The organism is Burkholderia sp. JP2-270 (assembly GCF_003233675.1).
Lineage (GTDB): Bacteria > Pseudomonadota > Gammaproteobacteria > Burkholderiales > Burkholderiaceae > Burkholderia > Burkholderia pyrrocinia_C.
This window is the reverse complement of the sequence record NZ_CP029824.1, coordinates 2,803,762-2,822,232: the sequence shown is the minus strand read 5'-3', so window position 1 is coordinate 2,822,232 and position 18,471 is coordinate 2,803,762. Positions and strand designations below refer to the sequence as shown.

22 protein-coding genes are annotated in these 18,471 nt (G+C 66.8%); 12 read left to right on the top strand and 10 right to left on the bottom strand.

What is annotated here, in order from left to right:
• Positions 1–184: 184 nt before the first annotated feature.
• From DM992_RS43515 to DM992_RS13285, 3 genes are all read left to right on the top strand, one after another.
• On the top strand, positions 185–424 hold the full coding sequence (locus DM992_RS43515) for a hypothetical protein (protein ID WP_111017919.1): 240 nt from the start codon (positions 185–187) through the stop codon (positions 422–424).
• 185 nt (positions 425–609) lie between these two features.
• Entirely contained in the window at positions 610–1,149 is a 540-nt protein-coding gene (locus DM992_RS13290) for an aspartyl-tRNA synthetase (RefSeq protein WP_111017155.1), read from the top strand.
• Between the two features lie 165 nt (positions 1,150–1,314).
• A complete protein-coding gene (locus DM992_RS13285) occupies positions 1,315–1,788 on the top strand; it encodes a VOC family protein (protein ID WP_111017154.1) in 474 nt (157 codons plus the stop codon).
• A 65-nt stretch (positions 1,789–1,853) separates the two neighbouring features.
• On the opposite strand, the gene DM992_RS42710 is transcribed toward DM992_RS13285, so the two are convergent.
• Positions 1,854–2,072 carry a hypothetical protein gene (locus DM992_RS42710; protein WP_239511282.1) on the bottom strand — a complete coding sequence of 73 codons (219 nt, stop codon included), beginning with the start codon at positions 2,070–2,072 and terminating at the stop codon, positions 1,854–1,856.
• 254 nt (positions 2,073–2,326) lie between these two features.
• On the opposite strand from DM992_RS42710, the gene DM992_RS42705 reads away from it, so the two are divergent.
• The gene (locus DM992_RS42705) at positions 2,327–2,554 is read left to right on the top strand and encodes a hypothetical protein (protein WP_111017153.1); all 228 of its coding nucleotides are present in this window, start codon (positions 2,327–2,329) and stop codon (positions 2,552–2,554) included.
• 150 nt (positions 2,555–2,704) lie between these two features.
• On the opposite strand, the gene DM992_RS13270 is transcribed toward DM992_RS42705, so the two are convergent.
• Positions 2,705–3,328: a phospholipase D family protein gene (locus DM992_RS13270; RefSeq protein WP_034201824.1), complete on the bottom strand. Its 624-nt coding sequence runs from the start codon at positions 3,326–3,328 to the stop codon at positions 2,705–2,707.
• 338 nt (positions 3,329–3,666) lie between these two features.
• On the bottom strand, positions 3,667–4,155 hold the full coding sequence (locus DM992_RS13265; RefSeq protein WP_111017152.1) for a helix-turn-helix domain-containing protein: 489 nt from the start codon (positions 4,153–4,155) through the stop codon (positions 3,667–3,669).
• Positions 4,156–4,331: 176 nt separating this feature from the next.
• Between DM992_RS13265 and DM992_RS13260 the strand changes: the two genes are divergently transcribed.
• Both DM992_RS13260 and DM992_RS13255 read left to right on the top strand, forming a co-directional pair.
• Positions 4,332–4,769, top strand: a complete 438-nt coding sequence (locus DM992_RS13260) for a PaaI family thioesterase (RefSeq protein WP_111017151.1) — start codon at positions 4,332–4,334, stop codon at positions 4,767–4,769.
• A gap of 184 nt (positions 4,770–4,953) precedes the next feature.
• Entirely contained in the window at positions 4,954–6,006 is a 1,053-nt protein-coding gene (locus DM992_RS13255; RefSeq protein ID WP_111017150.1) for an NADP(H)-dependent aldo-keto reductase, read from the top strand.
• Between the two features lie 66 nt (positions 6,007–6,072).
• Here DM992_RS13255 and DM992_RS13250 read toward each other — a convergent pair whose 3' ends face one another.
• Both DM992_RS13250 and DM992_RS13245 read right to left on the bottom strand, forming a co-directional pair.
• Positions 6,073–7,359, bottom strand: coding sequence for an MFS transporter (locus DM992_RS13250; protein ID WP_111017149.1), 1,287 nt, complete (start codon positions 7,357–7,359; stop codon positions 6,073–6,075).
• A 35-nt stretch (positions 7,360–7,394) separates the two neighbouring features.
• On the bottom strand, positions 7,395–8,813 hold the full coding sequence (locus DM992_RS13245; RefSeq protein WP_111017148.1) for a M20 family metallopeptidase: 1,419 nt from the start codon (positions 8,811–8,813) through the stop codon (positions 7,395–7,397).
• A 166-nt stretch (positions 8,814–8,979) separates the two neighbouring features.
• Between DM992_RS13245 and DM992_RS13240 the strand changes: the two genes are divergently transcribed.
• From DM992_RS13240 to DM992_RS13225, 4 genes are all read left to right on the top strand, one after another.
• Complete coding sequence (locus tag DM992_RS13240) at positions 8,980–9,933, top strand: LysR family transcriptional regulator (RefSeq protein ID WP_111017147.1); 954 nt, start codon at positions 8,980–8,982, stop codon at positions 9,931–9,933.
• A gap of 64 nt (positions 9,934–9,997) precedes the next feature.
• Positions 9,998–11,125, top strand: coding sequence for a tRNA 2-selenouridine(34) synthase MnmH (gene mnmH, locus DM992_RS13235; protein WP_111017146.1), 1,128 nt, complete (start codon positions 9,998–10,000; stop codon positions 11,123–11,125).
• Positions 11,122–12,180, top strand: coding sequence for a permease (locus DM992_RS13230; protein ID WP_111017145.1), 1,059 nt, complete (start codon positions 11,122–11,124; stop codon positions 12,178–12,180). The genes mnmH and DM992_RS13230 overlap by 4 nt, the downstream gene beginning before the upstream one ends.
• Positions 12,181–12,281: 101 nt before the next feature.
• A complete protein-coding gene (locus DM992_RS13225; RefSeq protein ID WP_162631650.1) occupies positions 12,282–12,704 on the top strand; it encodes a hypothetical protein in 423 nt (140 codons plus the stop codon).
• A 37-nt stretch (positions 12,705–12,741) separates the two neighbouring features.
• Here the strand turns inward: DM992_RS13225 and DM992_RS13220 are convergent, their stop codons facing one another.
• Together DM992_RS13220 and nodI are read right to left on the bottom strand one after the other, a co-directional pair.
• Positions 12,742–13,575 carry an ABC transporter permease gene (locus DM992_RS13220; RefSeq protein ID WP_105393106.1) on the bottom strand — a complete coding sequence of 278 codons (834 nt, stop codon included), beginning with the start codon at positions 13,573–13,575 and terminating at the stop codon, positions 12,742–12,744.
• Between the two features lie 6 nt (positions 13,576–13,581).
• Entirely contained in the window at positions 13,582–14,496 is a 915-nt protein-coding gene (gene nodI / locus DM992_RS13215) for a nodulation factor ABC transporter ATP-binding protein NodI (protein ID WP_111017917.1), read from the bottom strand.
• Between the two features lie 331 nt (positions 14,497–14,827).
• Between nodI and DM992_RS13210 the strand changes: the two genes are divergently transcribed.
• The gene (locus DM992_RS13210; RefSeq protein ID WP_111017144.1) at positions 14,828–15,325 is read left to right on the top strand and encodes a universal stress protein; all 498 of its coding nucleotides are present in this window, start codon (positions 14,828–14,830) and stop codon (positions 15,323–15,325) included.
• 87 nt (positions 15,326–15,412) lie between these two features.
• Here the strand turns inward: DM992_RS13210 and DM992_RS13205 are convergent, their stop codons facing one another.
• Genes DM992_RS13205 through lexA form a run of 3 tightly spaced genes read right to left on the bottom strand, consistent with a single transcriptional unit; the run spans position 15,413 to position 17,156 of the window.
• The gene (locus DM992_RS13205) at positions 15,413–16,117 is read right to left on the bottom strand and encodes a DUF2939 domain-containing protein (RefSeq protein WP_111017143.1); all 705 of its coding nucleotides are present in this window, start codon (positions 16,115–16,117) and stop codon (positions 15,413–15,415) included.
• 29 nt (positions 16,118–16,146) lie between these two features.
• Positions 16,147–16,482 carry a hypothetical protein gene (locus DM992_RS13200; RefSeq protein WP_034184111.1) on the bottom strand — a complete coding sequence of 112 codons (336 nt, stop codon included), beginning with the start codon at positions 16,480–16,482 and terminating at the stop codon, positions 16,147–16,149.
• A 26-nt stretch (positions 16,483–16,508) separates the two neighbouring features.
• Positions 16,509–17,156, bottom strand: coding sequence for a transcriptional repressor LexA (lexA, locus tag DM992_RS13195; RefSeq protein ID WP_009689103.1), 648 nt, complete (start codon positions 17,154–17,156; stop codon positions 16,509–16,511).
• 264 nt (positions 17,157–17,420) lie between these two features.
• Here lexA and DM992_RS13185 point away from each other — a divergent pair, with 264 nt between their 5' ends.
• The gene (locus DM992_RS13185; RefSeq protein WP_111017142.1) at positions 17,421–18,458 is read left to right on the top strand and encodes a sulfate ABC transporter substrate-binding protein; all 1,038 of its coding nucleotides are present in this window, start codon (positions 17,421–17,423) and stop codon (positions 18,456–18,458) included.
• Positions 18,459–18,471: the final 13 nt, after the last annotated feature.

The window sequence follows — 18,471 nt, the reverse complement described above, 5'->3', positions numbered from 1 at the left end:
GTAGTCGGCGCCGCCGCATTGATTGCGGCGCCCGGCCGAAAGGCGGCCCGCACAACGTTGAACGCGAGGAGTAGTATCGAAGAACCGTCGTGCTGCATTGCCGATCGCACCGAACGGTTTGACGGGCCGCGCGATGTGCGGCGGGCCGGTACCAAAAGCGAATAGCGCAAACGTGCACGAGATCATGTCCAGACCTGTCATCGCCCCGTTGGCATCCGCGCTTTGTCTGGCGCTCGCTGCCTGCCAGACCGCGTCCAGGCCGACGCCTGTACAGCCGTCGCCCGAGACCGCGTCGGCAGCCGTGCCGGCGTCGTCGCCGGCAGCGCCTATCCGCGGCATCGGCCAGGTGCCTCATCTGGCAGGGCAGAGTCACTGGGCCGTCGGTCAATGCACGACCAACGGCACCGTCAAAGTGTGCAATTGACCGGTGCTGACGGAGCGGTGCCCGTTCTCTGCGAATGAAAGACTGTTGGCGCGTGTCGACGCACGACTTTCCCGCTCCGCAACGATTTCCCGTCGCCAATCCCTGTTTTTCGGCTCGTTCCCCGGAGCCTTGATATGGCGCCCGACCTTGAAGGGCCGATTGCCGTCGATGCGAGTAATTGAACGATGAACGACGAACGCGAAACGAACGGTTCCGGCTTGCACGCCGATCCCGTCGCGGGAACGGTCATCGGCCCGTTGCCGGTAACGCTGGCGGTGGACAGCCGGAGCCTGAAAAGAAGGGCAATCGCCTGCGCGGTGCTGGCCGCGGCGAGCCTGTGCGGCTATGCGGCCGCCCCGACGCTCTGGCCGGTCGCGGCGCTGGCCGCGCTGCTGGCGCTGGCGGGTGTCGCCTTCTTCGTCTCGTCGCAACGCAAGATGGCGCTGCATATCGACGAAACGGGTTTCAGGCTGATCGGCTCCGCACGCGAAAAACCCGTCACGCAATGGCGCGACGTCACTGAGTTCCGGATCATCCGCGTCGCCGGAAATCGTTACATCGGCTACCAGTTCTCGGCGCATTCGTCGCGCACCAAGATGCCGGGCGGCGTGATGCTGCCGATCGCCCGGTTTGCCGATCTTCCGCTCGACACTGTGGCCGGGTTGCTGGAAGCATGCCGCCGGCAGTTCGGCGGGCAGGTCGATCGGGTCGACCGAACTGGCTGATTGCGCCCGATGAGCGAGATTCGAACGACCCGGCACTCAAGAAAACAAAAAATGTCGGACGCCGTGTCGATTTCTGCCGGGTTCGTCCGTCGTGGTATCGGAGGCGTGCGCATCGCGCGTCCGTCCCGTTTCCCGATACGACAACCGACTGAAGGAGCGACACCCATGTCCACGTCCGTCAAACCGATCCCGGAAGGGATGCGCACGCTGACGCCGCACCTGATCTGCGCCGGCGCGGTAGCAGCCATCGACTTCTACAAGCGCGCATTCAATGCGAGCGAGCAGTTTCGCCTGGCGATGCCTGACGGCAGGCTCGCGCACGCGTGCCTCGCGATTGGCGATTCGACACTGATGCTGGTGGATGAAATGCCCGAGCACGGCGCGCTCGGGCCGAAGGCGCTGAAAGGTACGGCGGTCTGCCTGCACCTGTACGTGCCGGATACCGATGCGGCGATCGCGAAGGCTGTCGCGGCCGGCGCGACCGTCACGATTCCGGCGGCCGACATGTTCTGGGGCGATCGCTACGGACAGGTCGAGGATCCGTTCGGGCATCGCTGGTCGCTCGCGACGCATCAGCGCGACCTGACGCCCGAGCAGATCGCGGACGCGATGGCCAGTGCACCGCCGTGCGGAAGCTGACGCGGCCACGCAACCGCGGTTGAACGACGGGGCGGCGGTATGCGCCGCCCCGGGTTCGCCGGCGGTCAGGCGCCGGCCGTCGTGCCGCGATGCTTGTGCTCGTACGGTGATCGGCCGATGCGAGCAGGCCGGCCACCGCGTGATGGCGCGGAATCGCAGGCGGCGTGGCCGACGCTGAACCGAATCGCGTAGCCGCGCGCGTCGGCCATGTTGCGCAACTTGAGCGCTTCCGCCCTGCGTTCGACCGGCTCGGCGACGTCGGCCGGTTTCGGTGCGATTTGCATGGGTTTGTCGTTGCCCCTTGCCCCGTGCAAGGCCGGTCATCGGATCGTATGCGCATGATTCGGCGCGTTGCCAAGCCGCAGGTTCCGCGACGGGCGTTCTCGGCTCCGCATGGATCAGTGAAGATGCGGCGAGAAGCGGGCGCCATGGGCCAGCGTTGCGTCCCGATGCGGAATCGTTTGCGCGATGCCTCAAGGTGCGCGTCGCAGTGCCGTAAACAGGGCGAAGACAATCGTTCATCGCATCCCATCGCACCATGGTTCGAATCCTGTACGCGGGGTATCTCGCGTTTGCGCTGTATCTCCTTTATCCGATGGTTCAGAACACATTGGTATTCAGCACGGATTGCGTGGGCAACGCGCTGCCCGGCGGCGCCCAGGGTTTGCCGACGTCGGCGGCAAGCGGTGTGGACGGGCACGCGAACCGCTGTATGCCGACCACACAGGTTGGTGCCGCGACCGCGCGGTTGCCTGAAATCCATTGAGCGCGGCGGACCGTCGCGCGTGTCGTTCGATGCGCGACGCGGCGTGCTGGCCATTCGGCCGAATTGATACCCGCGCCGCGCTCGACGATCATCGGTAACGCGACGGATCGAATGCGACGTGTCGCGGGCCGTGAGAAAGCGCGGCGTGCGTCAGTAGCTGGAGCGGTACGGCGTGCCCTGGTCGAAGCGGCTTTGCCAGTGAGTGAGGTAGCGTGACGCGAGTTGCGGATTGTTCCACACCACGACGACGTTCTCGGAATTGCGGCTGGCCGCCGACGCGCTGTAGTTGAACGAACCGGTCTCGACGTGCTCGGCGTCGATCACGAGGTACTTGTCGTGATGAATCGCATAGGCGTCGATCGTGCGCGTCGGGATGCCAGCGTTGACGAGCAGGTTCAGTGCCTGCTTGCTGCTCTTCGCGCGATTTCCCTTGTCGTCGACGACCACGGCGACATTGACGCCGCGTCGCTTTGCAGCGAGCAGCGCGCGCGTGACGGGCGGCGACGTGAACGAATACGCGGCGACGCGAATCGAGCTGCGCGCGGCGCCGATCGCTTTCAGCACGAGTGCCTCGGCGCCGCCGTCGGGCGAGAACGCCGATTCGACAACCTGTGTCGCGGGTGCTTCGTGGGTAGGCGCCGGCAGCCATCGCGACACAAGGTCGATCGCCTGCTGCAGCAGCGATTCACTTTGCGTCTTGCCGAAGGCGGCGAACGGTGTGGCGAGCAGGGAAGCGGCGAGGCAGGCAGCGGCGAGGCGATTGCGCGACAACATCTTGGACAGCGAACAATTTCGAGACAGCGGGCCGTGAGTGTAACGCAGACGCGACGGCGCGGTCACGCGCGGATGCAAATGGATTGCCCGCGCGGTGATCGCTGGCGGCGGAGGCGATGACGCAAAGTTGCGTTGCGTGGCATCTGCGTGCGCGATCAGGTCGATCGATGGATGTCGCTGACGACGGCGTGCGATTGCATATGCCGTTGCGAGACATCGGCGCGCAGGCAATGCACGCGCGCAGGCGAGCGGGCGTGCAGGCTTGGTGAGGCCCGTGGCAGAAGCACGCGTGCAAAACGCGGCTCGTGTGCGTCAGGCAGTCATGCGCATGCCGCGCGTCAATCCTCGACCGCCGGCGCCCCGGTTTCGTCGGGCGCGATCCATCCGGGCCCGGGCTCCGGCTGCACGTCGCGTGCGTCGAGCGGTTCACCGCAGGCCGAGCACACGGTAACCGCATGCATCAACTGGCCGCAGGTGCGGTGACGCAACTGTACCGGCGGCCCCTGGCCGTCGTCCTTCCAGCGGTCGCCCCACGCCATCAGCGCGAGCAGGGCCGGGTACAGGCCGAGGCCTTTTTCCGTCAGCCGGTATTCGAAGCGCGGCGGGCGCTCCTGATACGCGCGCTTGACCAGCACACCTTCGTCGACGAGCCGCGCGAGGCGTTCGGCCAGTACATGGCGCGTGAGGCCAAGCTGCGCCTGGAACGCGTCGAAACGGCGGCAGCCGAGGAACGCGTTGCGGAGGATCAGCATGGTCCAGCGATCGCCGAGTACGGCGAGCGTGCGCGCGACCGAACAGTTCAGCGTGCCGATGTCATCCCATTTCATCGTCGAGTCTCTTGCGTCTTGCGGCGGTTCAGCGAAATAGCGGGTTCGATTATAGAACCCGCCTTCGGTTGCAACGGGCGCGGCTGCGTTGACAACGACCGGTATCGTTGTCAATAATGAGTTCCTATTTAGAACTTACTCGCGCGGCGACGCGCTTTCAACCCGGAGACAACCCGATGAATCCGCTTTCCCTGTCTGGTCTCGATCTGCTGCGCGCCGCGGTGGTGGGCGATGTGCCGCTCGCGTCGATCTCGGAGACGATTCCGATGCGTCCGCTGGACATCGAGCTCGGCTATGTGAAGTTTTCGGCGCGGGCGGATGGTCGGCACCTGAATCCGCTCGGCGGCGTGCACGGTGGGTTCGCCGCGACGGTGCTCGATTCGGTCACGGGTTGCGCGGTTCATTCGATGCTCGACGCGGGTGTCGGCTACGGCACGGTCGATCTGCATGTGAAGATGCTGCGGCCCGTGCCGCGCGACGTCGACCTGATCGCGGAAGGGCGCGTGATTCACCTGTCGCGTTCGCTGGGCGTCGCGGAGGGCACGCTGAAGACGCCGGACGACAAGATCGTCGCGCATGCGTCGGCGACCTGCTTCATTCAGCGGCCTCAGTAACGAACGGCGGCAGGCGGGGCTGGCTGCAGGGGGATGCCGCAGATGTGCGACGCAGGTTGCAAGGCCGTTGCCCGCGCATTCATGGCAGTGCCGAAGGCCGCCTGTAAGCGTCCGCGGCGCACGTCTGAAGCAGTCGTTTCAATGTGATAGCGTTCCTGCTTTCCACCGACGCGACAGGAACAGCATGGAATACCGCACACTCGGCGATTCGGGCATCGAGGTCAGCCTGGTCGGTCTCGGCACGATGACGTGGGGCGAACAGAATTCGGAGCGCGACGCGCACGAGCAGATCGACTACGCGATCGCGCAGGGCGTGACGCTGATCGATGCCGCAGAGATGTATCCGGTGCCGCCGAAGCCCGACACGCAGGGGCGCACCGAGCAGTACATCGGCACCTGGCTCGCGCAGCATCGCGCGCAGCGCGACCGGATCGTGCTCGCGACGAAGATCGCGGGCCCGGCACGGCAGCCGCACAACCCGCGCCATATTCGTGGCGAAGGCAACCAGTTCGACCGCAAGAACCTGACCGAGGCGCTCGACGGCAGCCTCAAGCGGCTGCAGACCGACTACGTCGATCTCTACCAGCTGCACTGGCCCGATCGCAGTACGACGACGTTCGGCCGTCCCGCGTATCCGTGGGTCGACGACGCGTACACGGTGCCGATCGAGGAAACCCTCGGCGTACTCGCGGAATTCGTGAAGGCCGGCAAGGTGCGGGCAATCGGCGTGTCGAATGAAACGCCGTGGGGTGTCGCGCAGTTCCTGCGTGCGGCCGAGAAGCTCGGGCTGCCGCGCATCGCGAGCATCCAGAATCCGTACAGCCTGCTGAACCGCACGTTCGAGAACGGGTTGTCGGAATTCACGCATCGCGACGGCGTCGGCCTGCTCGCGTATTCGCCGCTCGCATTCGGCTGGTTGTCCGGCAAGTACGAGAACGGCGCACGTCCGGCCGGCGCGCGCATCACGCTGTTCGAGCGCTTCCAGCGCTACAGCAAGCCGCAGGCCGTCGAAGCGACGTCGCGCTACGTCGCGCTCGCGAAGGGTCACGGGCTGTCGCCCGCGCAACTCGCGCTCGCGTTCGTCAACAGCCGGCCGTTCGTGCGCAGTAACCTGGTCGGTGCGACGTCGCTCGAGCAGTTGAAGGAGAACATCGGCAGCATCGACGTGAAGCTGTCCGACGAGATCCTCGCCGAGATCGACGCGCTGCACGAACTGCAGCCGAACCCGGCGCCGTAAACGGCGTGCGGCCCGCGCGGCAGCGATGCCGCGACGGGCCGCATCGGCGCGCCGTCGTCGGTTGCGTTACCGCATCTTGAGCCGCGTGCGCGCGACGAACAGCGCGGCAAGGCTCAGCAGCGCGCAGCCCATCAGGTAGAGCGCCGGCGACAGCCGGTTGCCGGTCGTGCTGATCAGCCAGGTGATGACGAACGGCGCGAAGCCGCCGAACAGCGTGACGCCCGTGTTGTAGCTGACAGCGAGGCCCGTCGCGCGCGTCTGCGACGGAAACAGCTCGGCCATCAGCGCCGGCAGCGCGCCGCAGTACATCGCTTTCAGCGCACCGATCCAGACCAGCGCGGCGAGCATCGTCGCGAACGACGCATGGCGCGTGAGCCACGCGAACGTCGGCCATACGGTGACGAGCATCAGGACGGCCGCGACCGCCATCATGCGGATCCGCCCGGTGTGATCGGACAGATGGCCGACGACCGGCGTGACGAGCGTCAGCACGAAGCCGGTCGCGAGCGTCGCCGCGAAGCCCGTCGATGCGGGCAGCCCGAGCTGCTTGATCGCATAGGTCGGCATGTACAGCACCATGTAATTGATCGCGGTCGAGATCACCAGCGCACCGATCGACAGCAGCAGCCGCAACTTCTGGTCCGCGAACAGCTCGCGCACCGGCGCTTCGGAGCGTGCCTGCGTCTTGAACTCGACACCTTCGTCGACGTATCGGCGGATGTACAGCCCGACCGGGCCGATCGCGAGACCGAACAGGAACGGCACGCGCCAGCCCCAGCTTTCGAGTTGCGCGGTTGTCAGCGTGGACGTCAGCAGCGCGCCGAAGCCCGATGCGAGCAGCGTCGCGAGGCCCTGGCTCGCGAACTGCCAGCTCGACATGAAACCGCGTCGCTGCGGTGCGTGTTCGACGAGGAACGCGGTCGAACTCGCGAATTCGCCGCCTGCGGAAAAGCCCTGCATCAGCCGCGACAGCATGATCCCGAGCGGCGCGAGAATGCCGATCGATGCGTAGGTCGGCATCAGCGCGATCAGCAGCGTGCCGGCCATCATCATCGCGATCGACAGCAGCAGCGACGCCTTGCGGCCCGCGCGGTCCGCGTACGCGCCGAGCACGAAGCCGCCGATCGGCCGGATCAGGTAGGACAGCCCGAACGTGCCGAGCGTCAGCATCAGCGACGTCGCTTCGCTCGTCGCGGGGAAGAACAGCTTGGCGATCGTCACCGCGAAGAAGCCGTAGACGATCAGGTCGAACCATTCGAGCGCGTTGCCGATCGATGCCGCGAAGATGATGCGCCGGATCTTCGCGGCGCTGGGGCGCGCGGCTTCCTGCGAGGTCAGGGTAGTCGTATTCATCGTGTGTGCAGGTCCCGAGAAAGGGGCGAAGCGCGTTACAGGGCGGCGCCGGCCGCGGCGGGCGCCGCGCGGCGAACGGGCGGTGCGTCGTCGCCGAGATCCCAGAAGAGGCCGGCCATCATCTGCAGCCCCTCGCTGACGACGCTTGCGAGCAGGTGCTCGTCGGGCGCGTGCTGCGAGCACGCCGGGTACGAGTGCGGCACCCACAGCGTCGGCAGCCCGAGCGTGTCGGCGAACACTTCGTTCGGCAGCGTGCCGCCGAGATTCGGCAGAATCGCGGGCTTCTTGCCGGTGGTCCGCGCCAGCGACGCGACGGCCCAGCGGACCCACGGATCGTCCGGCGGCACGCGCGTCGCCGGTGCGCCGCGTTCGATGTCGATCTCGATGTCGCCGAAACCGTGCGCATCGAGGTGCGCGCGCAGGTGTGCATGCAGCGCTTCCCAGTCGGTGCCGACGACGAAGCGCAACTGGCAGTGCGCATACGCTGCGGGCGGGATCGCATTGACGGGGTGTTCGGGGTTGCCGGCCTTGAACGCGAGGATCTCGAACGTGTTCCAGCCGAACACGCGTTCGGCCGCGGACAGGCCGGGCTCGCCCCAATCGGCGTCGAGCGCCGGATCGCCGGGGCCGCCGCCGACGGAAAGGTCGGCGAGCGCGTCACGCACGGCGGCGGGGATCGGCGGCGGGCGCAGCCCCGCGACGCGAATCGCGCCGCGCGCGTCGACAAGGCTCGCGAGCGCATGCGCAAGCACGATCGCCGGATTGCGCAGCAGCCCGCCCCAGTTGCCGGAGTGGTGCGCACCGTCGCGGGCGCGCAGGCTCAGCCTGAAGTTGACCGAGCCGCGCGAGCCGAGGAACACGGTCGGACGCGCGGCGGCGATGCGCGGGCCGTCGGACGCGATCAGCACGTCGGCCGCAAGCGCGTCGCGCTCCTGGCGGCACAGCGCGTCGAGGCCCGGCGACCCCGTTTCCTCGCCCATCTCGATCAGCAGCTTCGCATTGAAGCCGAGCCGGCCGCCGCGCGCGTCGAGCACGCTCGCGAGCGCGGCCAGGTTGATCGTGTGCTGGCCCTTGTTGTCGGCGCTGCCGCGGCCGTACCAGCGGTCGCCGTCGGCCGTCAGCGTCCACGGCGACAGCGGCGCGCGCCACTGCGCGTCGTAGCCGCGCACGACGTCGCCGTGGCCGTAGATCAGCACGGTCGGCAGCGCGTCGTCCTCGTGGCGCGACGCGAGCAGGAACGGGCCGCCGTCGACGGGATTGTCGACGATCCGCGACGCGAAGCCGAGGCGGGCGGCTTCGGGCGCGATCTCGTCGGTGAGGTAGGCGCGCAGCGCGGCTTCGGTGCCGCTTTCCTGGCTCTCGGTGCGCAGGCCGACGCGACGGCTCAGGGTCGTGAAGAACGCACCGGATTCGAACTGGTTCAGCGCGTGCTGGATGGCGGCGGTACGGCTCAAGTCGGGTCTCCTCTGTCGGCTGGCGGCGTGCGCGGATATCGCGCGTGCAGCGTGAAGTGCGATCGATTCTAGAAAGCCGTTTTTTTTGTCACAATGATCGAATTTCGAACCTTCCTTTGCCGAAAAGGCAAAGCAGCGCGGCCGGGAACGGCGCGGAGACAGAACGATGGCGGCTTTCCTGCATGGCCTGGCGCTGCGGTATTTCGTCGAGGTGGCGCGCACCGGCTCGATCAGCGACGCGTCCGCGCGGCTGCACGTGGCCGTGTCGGCGATCAGCCGCCAGATCGCGAAGCTCGAGAGCGAGCTCGGCGCGCCGCTGTTCGAGCGCCGGCCACGCGGGATGGCGTTGTCGGAGGCCGGCGAGCGGCTGCTGGCCTTCGCGCAGCGCAGCCTGCTGGAGGCCGAGCATGTGATGAAGGACATCGGCGGGCTCGACGCGCTGCACGGCAGCCTGCTGAAGATCGCGTGCTCGGAGGGGTTCGCGATCGATTTCCTGCCCGGCGCGCTCGCGAGCTTCAAGGCGCGCCACCCGGGCGTCGATTTCTCCGTGTGGGTCGTGTCGCCGGCGGACGCGACGCGGCGCGTGCGCGACGGCGACGTGGACATCGCGCTGACCTTCAGCCTCGCGCCGGAGAAGGGCGTGCGCGTCGAGCATACCGAGCGCGCGCCGATCTTCGCGCTGGTGCGGCATGACCATCCGCTCGCGCCGCGCGCCGCGGTGTCGCTTGCCGATGTCGCGCGTTACCCGCACGTGCTGCCCGAGGCGGGCACGACGGTGCGCCAGTTGATCGACATCGCGTGCGCGCTCGACGGGCTGCTGCTCGAGCCCGAACTGACGAGCAACAACACCGCGGCGATGTACGGCTACGCGCGGCGCACGGGCGCTGTGATGTTCACGGGGTTGTTGTCGGTGCGCGACCGCTTCGATGCGGACGGCTTCGTCGTCGTGCCCGTGACGAACCCGCAGCTTCGCGAGCGCAGCATCCAGGTGCAGACGATGGCGGGGCGCGATCTGCCGGCGTCGGTGCGGGCGTTCCGCGACCATCTGATCGACGCGATGCAGGTCGCATCGTCGCCGCCGTCTGCCGCGCGCGGCCCGAGACGCCGGCCCGTGAGATAATCGTCAATCCGCCTTCCGCGCCCATGCGGCTCACCGAGCCGCATCGCCCCTGTTCGACGCCAAATTGAAGAACCTGATTGTCACCCTCGATCGCGCCGGCGAGTTCGACGAGATCATCGACGTGCGCACGCCGCTCGAGTTCGCCGAGGACCATATTCCCGGCGCGCTGAACGCGCCCGTGCTCAGCAACGAAGAGCGCGTGCTCGTCGGCACGATGTACCGTCAGGTGTCGCCGTACGAGGCGACCCGCGTCGGCGCGGCGATGGTCGCGCGCAACATCGCGCGCCATCTCGACACGACGTTCGCCGACCGTCCGCGCAACTGGCGGCCGCTGATCTATTGCTGGCGCGGCGGCAAGCGCTCCGGCTCGATGACGGCATGGTTCAACCTGATCGGCTGGCAGGCGCGCCAGCTCGACGGCGGATACAAGACATACCGCCGCTCGGTATGCGCGACGCTCGACACGCTGCCGACGCGCTTTCGTTATATCGCGCTCGTCGGCCACACGGGCTGCGGCAAGACGCGCCTGCTGAACGCGCTGCGCGACGCGGGGGCGCAGACGCTCGATCTCGAGGCGCTCGCGTGCCATCGCGGCTCGCTGCTCGGCGCGCTGCCGGGCACGCCGCAGCCGTCGCAGAAGGGGTTCGATTCGGGGCTCGTCGAAACGCTCGGACGTTTCGACCCCGAATGGCCGGTGTTCGTCGAATCGGAAAGCCGCAAGATCGGGCTCGTGCAGTTGCCGATCGCGCTGATCGACGCGTTTCACGCGGGGCCGTGGGTGCAGGTCGAAGCGGCGCACGACGAGCGCATTGCGTTCCTGCTCGACGATTACGGCCACCTGTTCGACGAACCGGCCGCGTTCAAGGCGCAGCTCCATCGGCTGATCGGCCTGCACAGCCGCGAAGAGGTCGCGCACTGGAACGCGCTGATCGATGCGAACGCGCGGGCCGAACTGTTCACCTTGCTGATCGACAAGCATTACGATCCCGCCTATGCGCGCACCTACCGCACGGCGTACGGCAAGCCGAACCGGGCGCTGACGTTCGCTTTGCGGCCCAACGCGGCCGACGTGCGCGATCAGGCAAGCACGCTGCTGGCCCAACTCGCGCAGGCCGGGCTGCCCGCGTCGGCCGCGCTTGCGGCAGGCGCGAAATCCGAAACCGATAAAGACCAATCGACGACTACACGATGACGACCACACGCACCCAACCCAATCCGGCCCTCGGCTGGATGACCTTCCTGCTGATCGCGGTCGCGGGACTGTTCTATGTGAAATGGTTCCCGTACTACAACAAGGCGTTCGTTGCCGCCGAGCACCATTCGATCGGCCAGTCGATCCTGATGGGCACGTCGGCGGCCGCACCGGAGCCGTCGCTGAAGGCTGCGCTCGATTACGCGTGGGCATACGGCAAGGCGATCTGGCAGGCGATGGTACTGGGCCTGCTGCTCGGTTCGGCCGTGCAGGCGCTGCTGCCCGCGCATTGGGTCGCGCGCGTGCTCGGCCGCACGGGCTTCGGCAGCGTCGCCGCGGGCGGCCTGCTGTCGCTGCCCGGGATGATGTGCACGTGCTGCGCGGCGCCGGTCGTCGCGGGGCTGCGTGCCCGCCATGCGTCGCCGGGCGGTGCGGTCGCGTTCTGGCTCGGCAACACGGTGCTGAACCCGGCGGCGCTGGTCTTCATGGGTTTCGTGCTCGGCTGGCACTGGAGCGCGCTGCGCCTCGTGCTCGGCATCGCGATGGTGTTCGGGATCGGCTATCTGCTGAACCGCATTGCTCGCCCTGAAGACCGCAGCGTCGACGATGCGCAGCTCGCCGCGCTGGCGGCCGAGCAGGCCGCGGCCGGCAATCCGTTCGTCCGCTGGATGAAGCTGCTTGCTCGCATGGCCGTGCGGCTCGTGCCCGAATACATCGTGCTCGTGCTGCTGCTCGGCGCCGCGCGCGCATGGCTGTTCCCGCACATCGGCCCGGACATCGGCAATCATCTCGGCTGGATCGTCGCGTTCGCGGTCGCGGGCATGCTGTTCGTGATCCCGACGGCGGGCGAGGTGCCGATCATCCAGGCGATGCTGTCGCTCGGCATGGGCGTCGGCCCGGCCGCCGCGCTGCTGATGACGCTGCCGCCGATCAGCGTGCCGTCGCTCGCAATGCTCGCGCGTTCGTTCAAGCCCTACATGCTGGCGATCGTCGCGACCCTCGTCGTCGTGTTCGGGATCGTGAGCGGCTTGCTCGCGGTCGCGTTCGGGTTCTGACGCGCGCGAGCGGCGCGCCGGGCTGGCGCGATCGTCGTATTCATCCGGCGCCGCGGCTTCACGCGTGCGGCGCCCTTTACAAGAAGCAAACAGGAAAACGCATGACCCAACCGAAGATTCATCCTCGACTCGAAAAGGCGCTGACGCGCGGCGATCTCGCGATCCGCCAGGCCAATTCCGCGCGGGCGACTGCCGTGCTGAACGCACTCGGCACGATGATCATCGAGGCCTCCGCAACGATCGGCGTCGACGCCAGCATCGACATCCCGCAGGGCGATCGCATTTACGATCCCGTCAACGGGCTGTGGCCGCAGAAGATGCTGGTGTCGTTCGACGGCCCGGTGGACGAAGCCGACAAGGAAGAGCTGCGCTCGGTCTATCTGATCGCCGACGATCCGGGCACGCAGTTCCGCGTCGAATGGCATCGCGCGGACGGCAAGCTCGGCCGCCAGGAAGGGGGCCCGCTCGCGACCGTCGCGTTCCTGACCGACGTCGAGATTCCGTGGAGCGACGACGACGAGTAACGTCGTCGCATGAAGCCGGCGCCGCGCGCGCCGGCCGTCAGCGCATCATCCGCCGCCGGAACAGCCACGCGGACAGCAGGAATCCACCGACCGCATAGCCGGCAAGCACCGCAACGTGCAACGCGACGTCCGTCGCGGGCCGGCCGAGCATCGCGGGCCGGATCAGTTCGACCGCGTTCGCGAGCGGCAGCGCATGCGCGGCGTGCTGTGCGACCGGCGGCAACTGCGTGATCGGGAAGAACACGCCCGACAGCAGCAGCATCGGCGTCAGCACGAGCGTCTGATAGAACATGAAGAAATCGTAGGACGGCGCGAGCGCCGTGACGATCATCGCGACGCTGGCAAACGCGAGGCCCGCGAGCGCGATCACGGGCAGCGCCGCGAGCATCGACGGAAATTGCGCATAGCCGAGCGCACCCGCGACGAGCATGATCGCGGCCCCCGACAGCATGGCCTTGCTGGCTCCCCAGACGATCTCGCCCAGCACGATGTCGCCGAGCGCGAGCGGCGTATGCATGATCGCTTCCCAGGTGCGCTGCACATGCATCCGCGAGAAGCCCGAATACATCGATTCGAAGCTCGCGGACATCATCACGCTCGACCCGGCCGTGCCGGCCGCGAGGAACGCGATATACGACACACCGTCGACATGGCCGAGCATCAGGCCGAGCCCGAAACCGAGCCCGAACAGATAGATCATCGGATCGGCAAGATTGCCGAACATCGACGCGAGCGCGAGCTTGCGCCAGACGAGATAGTTGCGCCGCCATACGGCGACCCAGTTGGTTGCGTTCGCCGGCATCGCGATCGCGAAGCGCGATTCGCGCGGCGGTGCCGAAGGTGCGGTGGTGGAATAGTTGCGGACATCCATGGTCGATCAGTCCTGCATTTCGCGGCCCGTGAGCCGCAGGAACACATCCTCCAGATTGGCCGGGCGATGCAGATAGCGCAACCCAGAGCGACCCTTGAGTCGCGCGCTGAGCGGCTCCGGATCGCTCACGTAGCAGAACAGCGTCTCGCCGCTGATCTCGGTGCGCTTCGCGAACGCCGACAACTCGTCGCGCAGCGCGGCCGGGTCGGGCCCGTAGATTTCGATCACGTCGCAGCCGATCTCCGATTCGATCAGCGCATGCGGTGCGCCCTCGGCAATCTTGCGGCCTTCCTCGATTACGCACAGGCGGTCGCACAAGCGTTCGGCTTCTTCCATGAAATGCGTGGTGATCAGGATCGTCTTGCCGCGCGCGAGCAGCGAGCGCAGCCGCTCCCACATCAGGTGCCGCGCCTGCGGATCGAGGCCCGTCGTCGGCTCGTCGAGCACCAGCACGTCGGGATCGTTGACGAGCGCGCGGGCGAGCGTGAGGCGGCGCTTCATGCCGCCCGACAGCTCGCCGACTTTCGCATCGGCCTTGTTTTCGAGCTTCGCGAATTCGAGCAGCGGCTGCACGAGTGCGCGTGCAGCTTGTGCGGACATCCCGAAATAGCGGCTGAACACGAGCAGGTTCTCGCGCACAGTGAAGTCGGGGTCGAGATTGTCGAACTGCGGGACGACGCCGACGCGCCGGCGGGCATGCCGCGCACGCGATGGAACCGGTTCGCCGCACAGCGAAATGGTGCCTGCATCGGGATACGCGAGGCCGAGCAGCATCTTCAGCGTGGTGGTCTTGCCGGCGCCGTTCGGCCCGAGCAGGCCATAGCATTCGCCGGCCTGTACGTTGAAGGACAGGCCGTTGACGACGAGTTTGTCGCCATAGCGCTTTTCGACATTGCGGAGATCGATCGGTGCGACTGACATGGGCATGTTGTCGTTGTAAGCGGGCGCGTGCCGCCGCCCGATGCGTGGCCGGTCTGCGAACGGATCGGGCGAATGCGTGTCACACGGGCATGACCGAAGCGCGCGACGCCGGCATGTTCTGGCCTGCTGGAGTACGAACGGGCCATTCTAGTGCATCGGCTGCGTCTCTTCAGCGCATGCCTGCACGGCGCGATGCATGTGCGCACCGATCGTGCACTGCATCATCGCGCACGCGCCGAGCGGGGCGAATCAGCGTTTTCCATCCCTTGCGTCCTGAATTGCGGCGCACCATGATGAATGCGTAGGCTCGTTGTCGCGATAGGGAGGTTTCATGGCTAGCTACAACAAGATTTTGCTGTGTTACGACGGCACGCTCGAAGGACGCAAGGCATTGCGTTGCGGCGCCAATCTCGCAATGGACCTGAAGGCCGAAACGCACTTGCTGTCGGTTGTCGACATGCGTTCGAGCATTGCGCAAAGCGCGGGTCTGCTGACCGACGTCGCGTGCGGCCGCTTCGAGGAAACCGCGCGCGAAATCCTGCAGGAAGGCGTGAACTGGCTTCGAGAGCGCGGCGTGCAGGCCGAAGGCCATTTCGCGTTCGGTTACCCGATCGACGAAATCGCGAATCTCGCGTCGGAGCTGAAGGTCGACCTCGTCGTCGTCGGCCACCGGTGCCGCAGCGGGCTGTCGAGATGGTGGATGGGGTCGGGCAATACGCAACTGCTCGATCGCGTGAGCTGCAGCATTCTGGTTGCGTGTTCGTCGGCGGAAGAGCAGAAGGCCGAAATCGCGCGCGAGCGTGATGCGGCCACGGCGAGCGGCAAATGATCCGATGACGCGATGACGGCCTGATCAGCGATTCGCGCCGGTCAGGCGCCGCGCCGCATCAGCCGCGCAGGCGTCGGCCGCGGCCGGCTACGCATGCAGGTCGATCGCGGACAACTTCCACGAAAACAGCCCGAAGCGGTGGAATACTGCCGCATAGCGCGTGCCATCGGCGCTGCGCTGGTAGGTCACGACGAATTCATCGACATTCCGGTAGCCGGCGCTGGCTTGCTGCCGATGCGGCGTATGCGTTACATCGTTCGCGCTGGCCGGCGCGGTAGCGGCCGGTGCCGGCGACGATGCAGCCGCGGCTGCGTTGCTGCCCGGAACGGCTGCGCTCGCCGGAGCCGGATTGGCCGGCGGTGCGCTGCCCGGTGCATTGTCTTGCGGCAGATTCGACCATTCGGGCGGACGCTCGCCCGGATTGCCGCGCGGCGGCAATCCGCTCATCAGCGCAGCCACGCCCTCCGGGGTCGCGTACGCATCGACCAGCGGGCCGATCAGCGCGGACCCGATCAGCGCACCGATCACCGCGAACGGATTCTCCTTCTTCACCGCGTCGATCCGGCGCATCAACTCTTCCGTGACCTGCTGCTTCAGGCTGATGCGCAGCGACGGAAAATCGACATATTCACTGATGGCCTGCGCATCGCGCGAATCGATCGCCGATTTCAGGCGACCGACCGCGACGTATGGCGATGCGTATGCATAACCGATCGCCGCAATGACGGCGACGGCCAGCACGACGATCAGCAGGGGCTTGAGCCGCCATGTGCGGCCCGAAGATCCGGTCACGTTGCCTCCGGTGCGGGAATGTTCCGCAATCAGAGACCGCCTTGCGCGGCCGATCGTTCCTCCGCGATGCAGCGATCGATCATCCGGCACACGGCATCGATCGTGCCGACCATGATCAGACGCGACCGGCCGTGATAGACGCGCACGGGCGCGCGGCGCGCGGGTTCCGCATGATTCAGGCCGGCGTTCAGCGATACCCGCGCGAAAGCGGGGAGCGCCGACGGCAGCAGGGACGCCTGCCGTTCGACTGCGACTTCTTCTTTCACAGGCGCTGCCGCGGACAGCGGTGCGCAAGGCGTGCGGCCGCGCAGATGACGCAGGCGACCGAATTGACGGAAAGGCAGCAGACGGGCAAGGCGTTCCATGATGTTCTCCTCAGCGAGACGGAATGTCAGAGTTCGCCTGATCGGATCAGCCCGACGGCGATGCCTTCCAGCGCGAATTCCGCGCTGCCGGCCTTGACGAAGATGTTTTCGTAATCCGGGTTCTCCGCGATCAGCTCGAGACCGCCCGGCCGGCGCATCAGGCGCTTGACCGTGACGTCGTCGCCGAGACGCGCGACGATGATCTGGCCGTCCTTCGCTTCGGTGCGCTTCTGCACGGCGAGGAGGTCGCCGTCGAGAATGCCGGCGTCGCGCATCGACAGGCCGCGTACCTTCAGCAGGTAGTCGGGCTTGCTGGAGAACAGGGCGGGATCGCACGCGTAATGCTGCGAGATGTGCTCCTGCGCGAGGATCGGGCTACCGGCCGCGACGCGGCCGACGAGCGGCAGCGACAGTTGCATCAGGCCGGCGTGCGGCAGCGTGAACTGGTGCGGCGCGTCGTCGATGCCGAGCAGGCGGATGCCGCGCGATGCGCCGGCGGCCAGCTCGATCACGCCCTTGCGCGCCAGTGCGCGCAGGTGCTCCTCGGCCGCATTCGGCGAGCTGAAGCCCAGTTCGGCCGCGATCTCGGCGCGGGTGGGCGGGAATCCGGAGCGCTCGATCGCGCGACGGATCAAGTCGAACACTTGCTGCTGACGGGCGGTGAGTTTGGTCATGGCTCAACTGTATGGATAGACAGTGAGCTGTATTTTTATACAGTACTTCCGGAATTTCAAGCGTTACTTGAGGTTCGACGCGATCGCGCCGGTTCCGGCGCGATTTCGCGACGTCCGGGCGCCGGTTCATCTGCCGCAACCGTCCATCCCGTATGCGTTAGCACTTTTGAGTATTAAAAAATGAGGAACGATTATTTTTAATCATGTAAGCCGTTCGCTAGACTGGCCCGACATCGCAATACCGACAACACTGGAGAACCAAGGATGGCGAAGCGCAATACGGGGCTGGTGGGCGGAGTGGGCCGCCTGATCGCAACACTCGCGCTGGGCGCGGCGGCGGCACTGGGCGTCGCGACGCACGCCCAGGCCGATACGACCTTCCTGAACGTGTCGTACGACCCGACGCGCGAGCTGTATCAGGACTTCAACCAGGCGTTCGGCAAGGAGTGGAAGGCGAAGACGGGCGAGACGGTCAACTTCAAGCAGTCGCACGGCGGCTCGGGCGCGCAGGCGCGCTCGGTGCTCGACGGCCTGCAGGCCGACGTCGTCACGCTGGCGCTCGCGTACGACATCGACGCACTCGCGAACAAGGGGCTCGTCAACAAGGACTGGCAGAAACGCCTGCCCGACAACGCGTCGCCGTACACGTCGACGATCGTGTTCCTCGTGCGCAAGGGCAACCCGAAGGGGATCAAGGACTGGGACGACCTGGCCAGGCCGGGCATCTCGATCGTCACGCCGAACCCGAAGACGTCGGGCGGCGCGCGCTGGAACTACCTGGCCGCGTGGGCGTATGCGGTGCACAAGCCGGGCGGCAACGAGCAGACGGCGAAGGAGTTCGTCACGAAGCTCTACAAGAACGCGGGCGTGCTCGATTCGGGCGCGCGCGGCGCGACCACGAGCTTCGTGCAGCGCGGGATCGGCGACGTGCTGATCGCATGGGAAAACGAGGCATTCCTGTCGGTCAAGGAATTCGGTACCGACAAGTTCGAGATCGTCGTGCCGTCGGTGAGCATCCTGGCCGAGCCGCCCGTCGCGGTGGTCGACAAGGTGGTCGACAAGAAGGGCACGCGCAAGCTTGCCGACGCGTATCTGAACTTCCTGTACAGCCCGCAGGGCCAGGAGATCGCGGCGCGCAACTATTACCGGCCGCGTTCGAAGAACGTGCCGGCGGAACTGACGAAGCAGTTCCCGAAGCTGAAGCTGTACACGGTCGACGACACGTTCGGCGGCTGGACGAATGCGCAGAAGACGCATTTCGCGGACGGCGGCGTGTTCGACTCGATCTACAAGCCGCAGTAACGCCATAACGACA

Excerpts from the sequence above, each read along its gene's own strand:
- nodI (WP_111017917.1), bottom strand. The coding sequence starts at position 14,496 with ATGTCAGTCGCACCGATCGATCTCCGCAATGTCGAAAAGCGCTATGGC.
- DM992_RS13270 (WP_034201824.1), bottom strand. The coding sequence starts at position 3,328 with ATGTTGTCGCGCAATCGCCTCGCCGCTGCCTGCCTCGCCGCTTCCCTG.
- DM992_RS42705 (WP_111017153.1), top strand. The coding sequence starts at position 2,327 with ATGGTTCGAATCCTGTACGCGGGGTATCTCGCGTTTGCGCTGTATCTC.
- DM992_RS13285 (WP_111017154.1), top strand. The coding sequence starts at position 1,315 with ATGTCCACGTCCGTCAAACCGATCCCGGAAGGGATGCGCACGCTGACG.
- DM992_RS13255 (WP_111017150.1), top strand. The coding sequence starts at position 4,954 with ATGGAATACCGCACACTCGGCGATTCGGGCATCGAGGTCAGCCTGGTC.
- DM992_RS13225 (WP_162631650.1), top strand. The coding sequence starts at position 12,282 with ATGACCCAACCGAAGATTCATCCTCGACTCGAAAAGGCGCTGACGCGC.
- DM992_RS13240 (WP_111017147.1), top strand. The coding sequence starts at position 8,980 with ATGGCGGCTTTCCTGCATGGCCTGGCGCTGCGGTATTTCGTCGAGGTG.
- DM992_RS13260 (WP_111017151.1), top strand. The coding sequence starts at position 4,332 with ATGAATCCGCTTTCCCTGTCTGGTCTCGATCTGCTGCGCGCCGCGGTG.
- DM992_RS13210 (WP_111017144.1), top strand. The coding sequence starts at position 14,828 with ATGGCTAGCTACAACAAGATTTTGCTGTGTTACGACGGCACGCTCGAA.
- DM992_RS42710 (WP_239511282.1), bottom strand. The coding sequence starts at position 2,072 with ATGCAAATCGCACCGAAACCGGCCGACGTCGCCGAGCCGGTCGAACGC.
- DM992_RS13290 (WP_111017155.1), top strand. The coding sequence starts at position 610 with ATGAACGACGAACGCGAAACGAACGGTTCCGGCTTGCACGCCGATCCC.
- DM992_RS13230 (WP_111017145.1), top strand. The coding sequence starts at position 11,122 with ATGACGACCACACGCACCCAACCCAATCCGGCCCTCGGCTGGATGACC.
- DM992_RS13185 (WP_111017142.1), top strand. The coding sequence starts at position 17,421 with ATGGCGAAGCGCAATACGGGGCTGGTGGGCGGAGTGGGCCGCCTGATC.
- lexA (WP_009689103.1), bottom strand. The coding sequence starts at position 17,156 with ATGACCAAACTCACCGCCCGTCAGCAGCAAGTGTTCGACTTGATCCGT.
- DM992_RS43515 (WP_111017919.1), top strand. The coding sequence starts at position 185 with ATGTCCAGACCTGTCATCGCCCCGTTGGCATCCGCGCTTTGTCTGGCG.
- DM992_RS13200 (WP_034184111.1), bottom strand. The coding sequence starts at position 16,482 with ATGGAACGCCTTGCCCGTCTGCTGCCTTTCCGTCAATTCGGTCGCCTG.
- DM992_RS13220 (WP_105393106.1), bottom strand. The coding sequence starts at position 13,575 with ATGGATGTCCGCAACTATTCCACCACCGCACCTTCGGCACCGCCGCGC.
- DM992_RS13265 (WP_111017152.1), bottom strand. The coding sequence starts at position 4,155 with ATGAAATGGGATGACATCGGCACGCTGAACTGTTCGGTCGCGCGCACG.
- DM992_RS13250 (WP_111017149.1), bottom strand. The coding sequence starts at position 7,359 with ATGAATACGACTACCCTGACCTCGCAGGAAGCCGCGCGCCCCAGCGCC.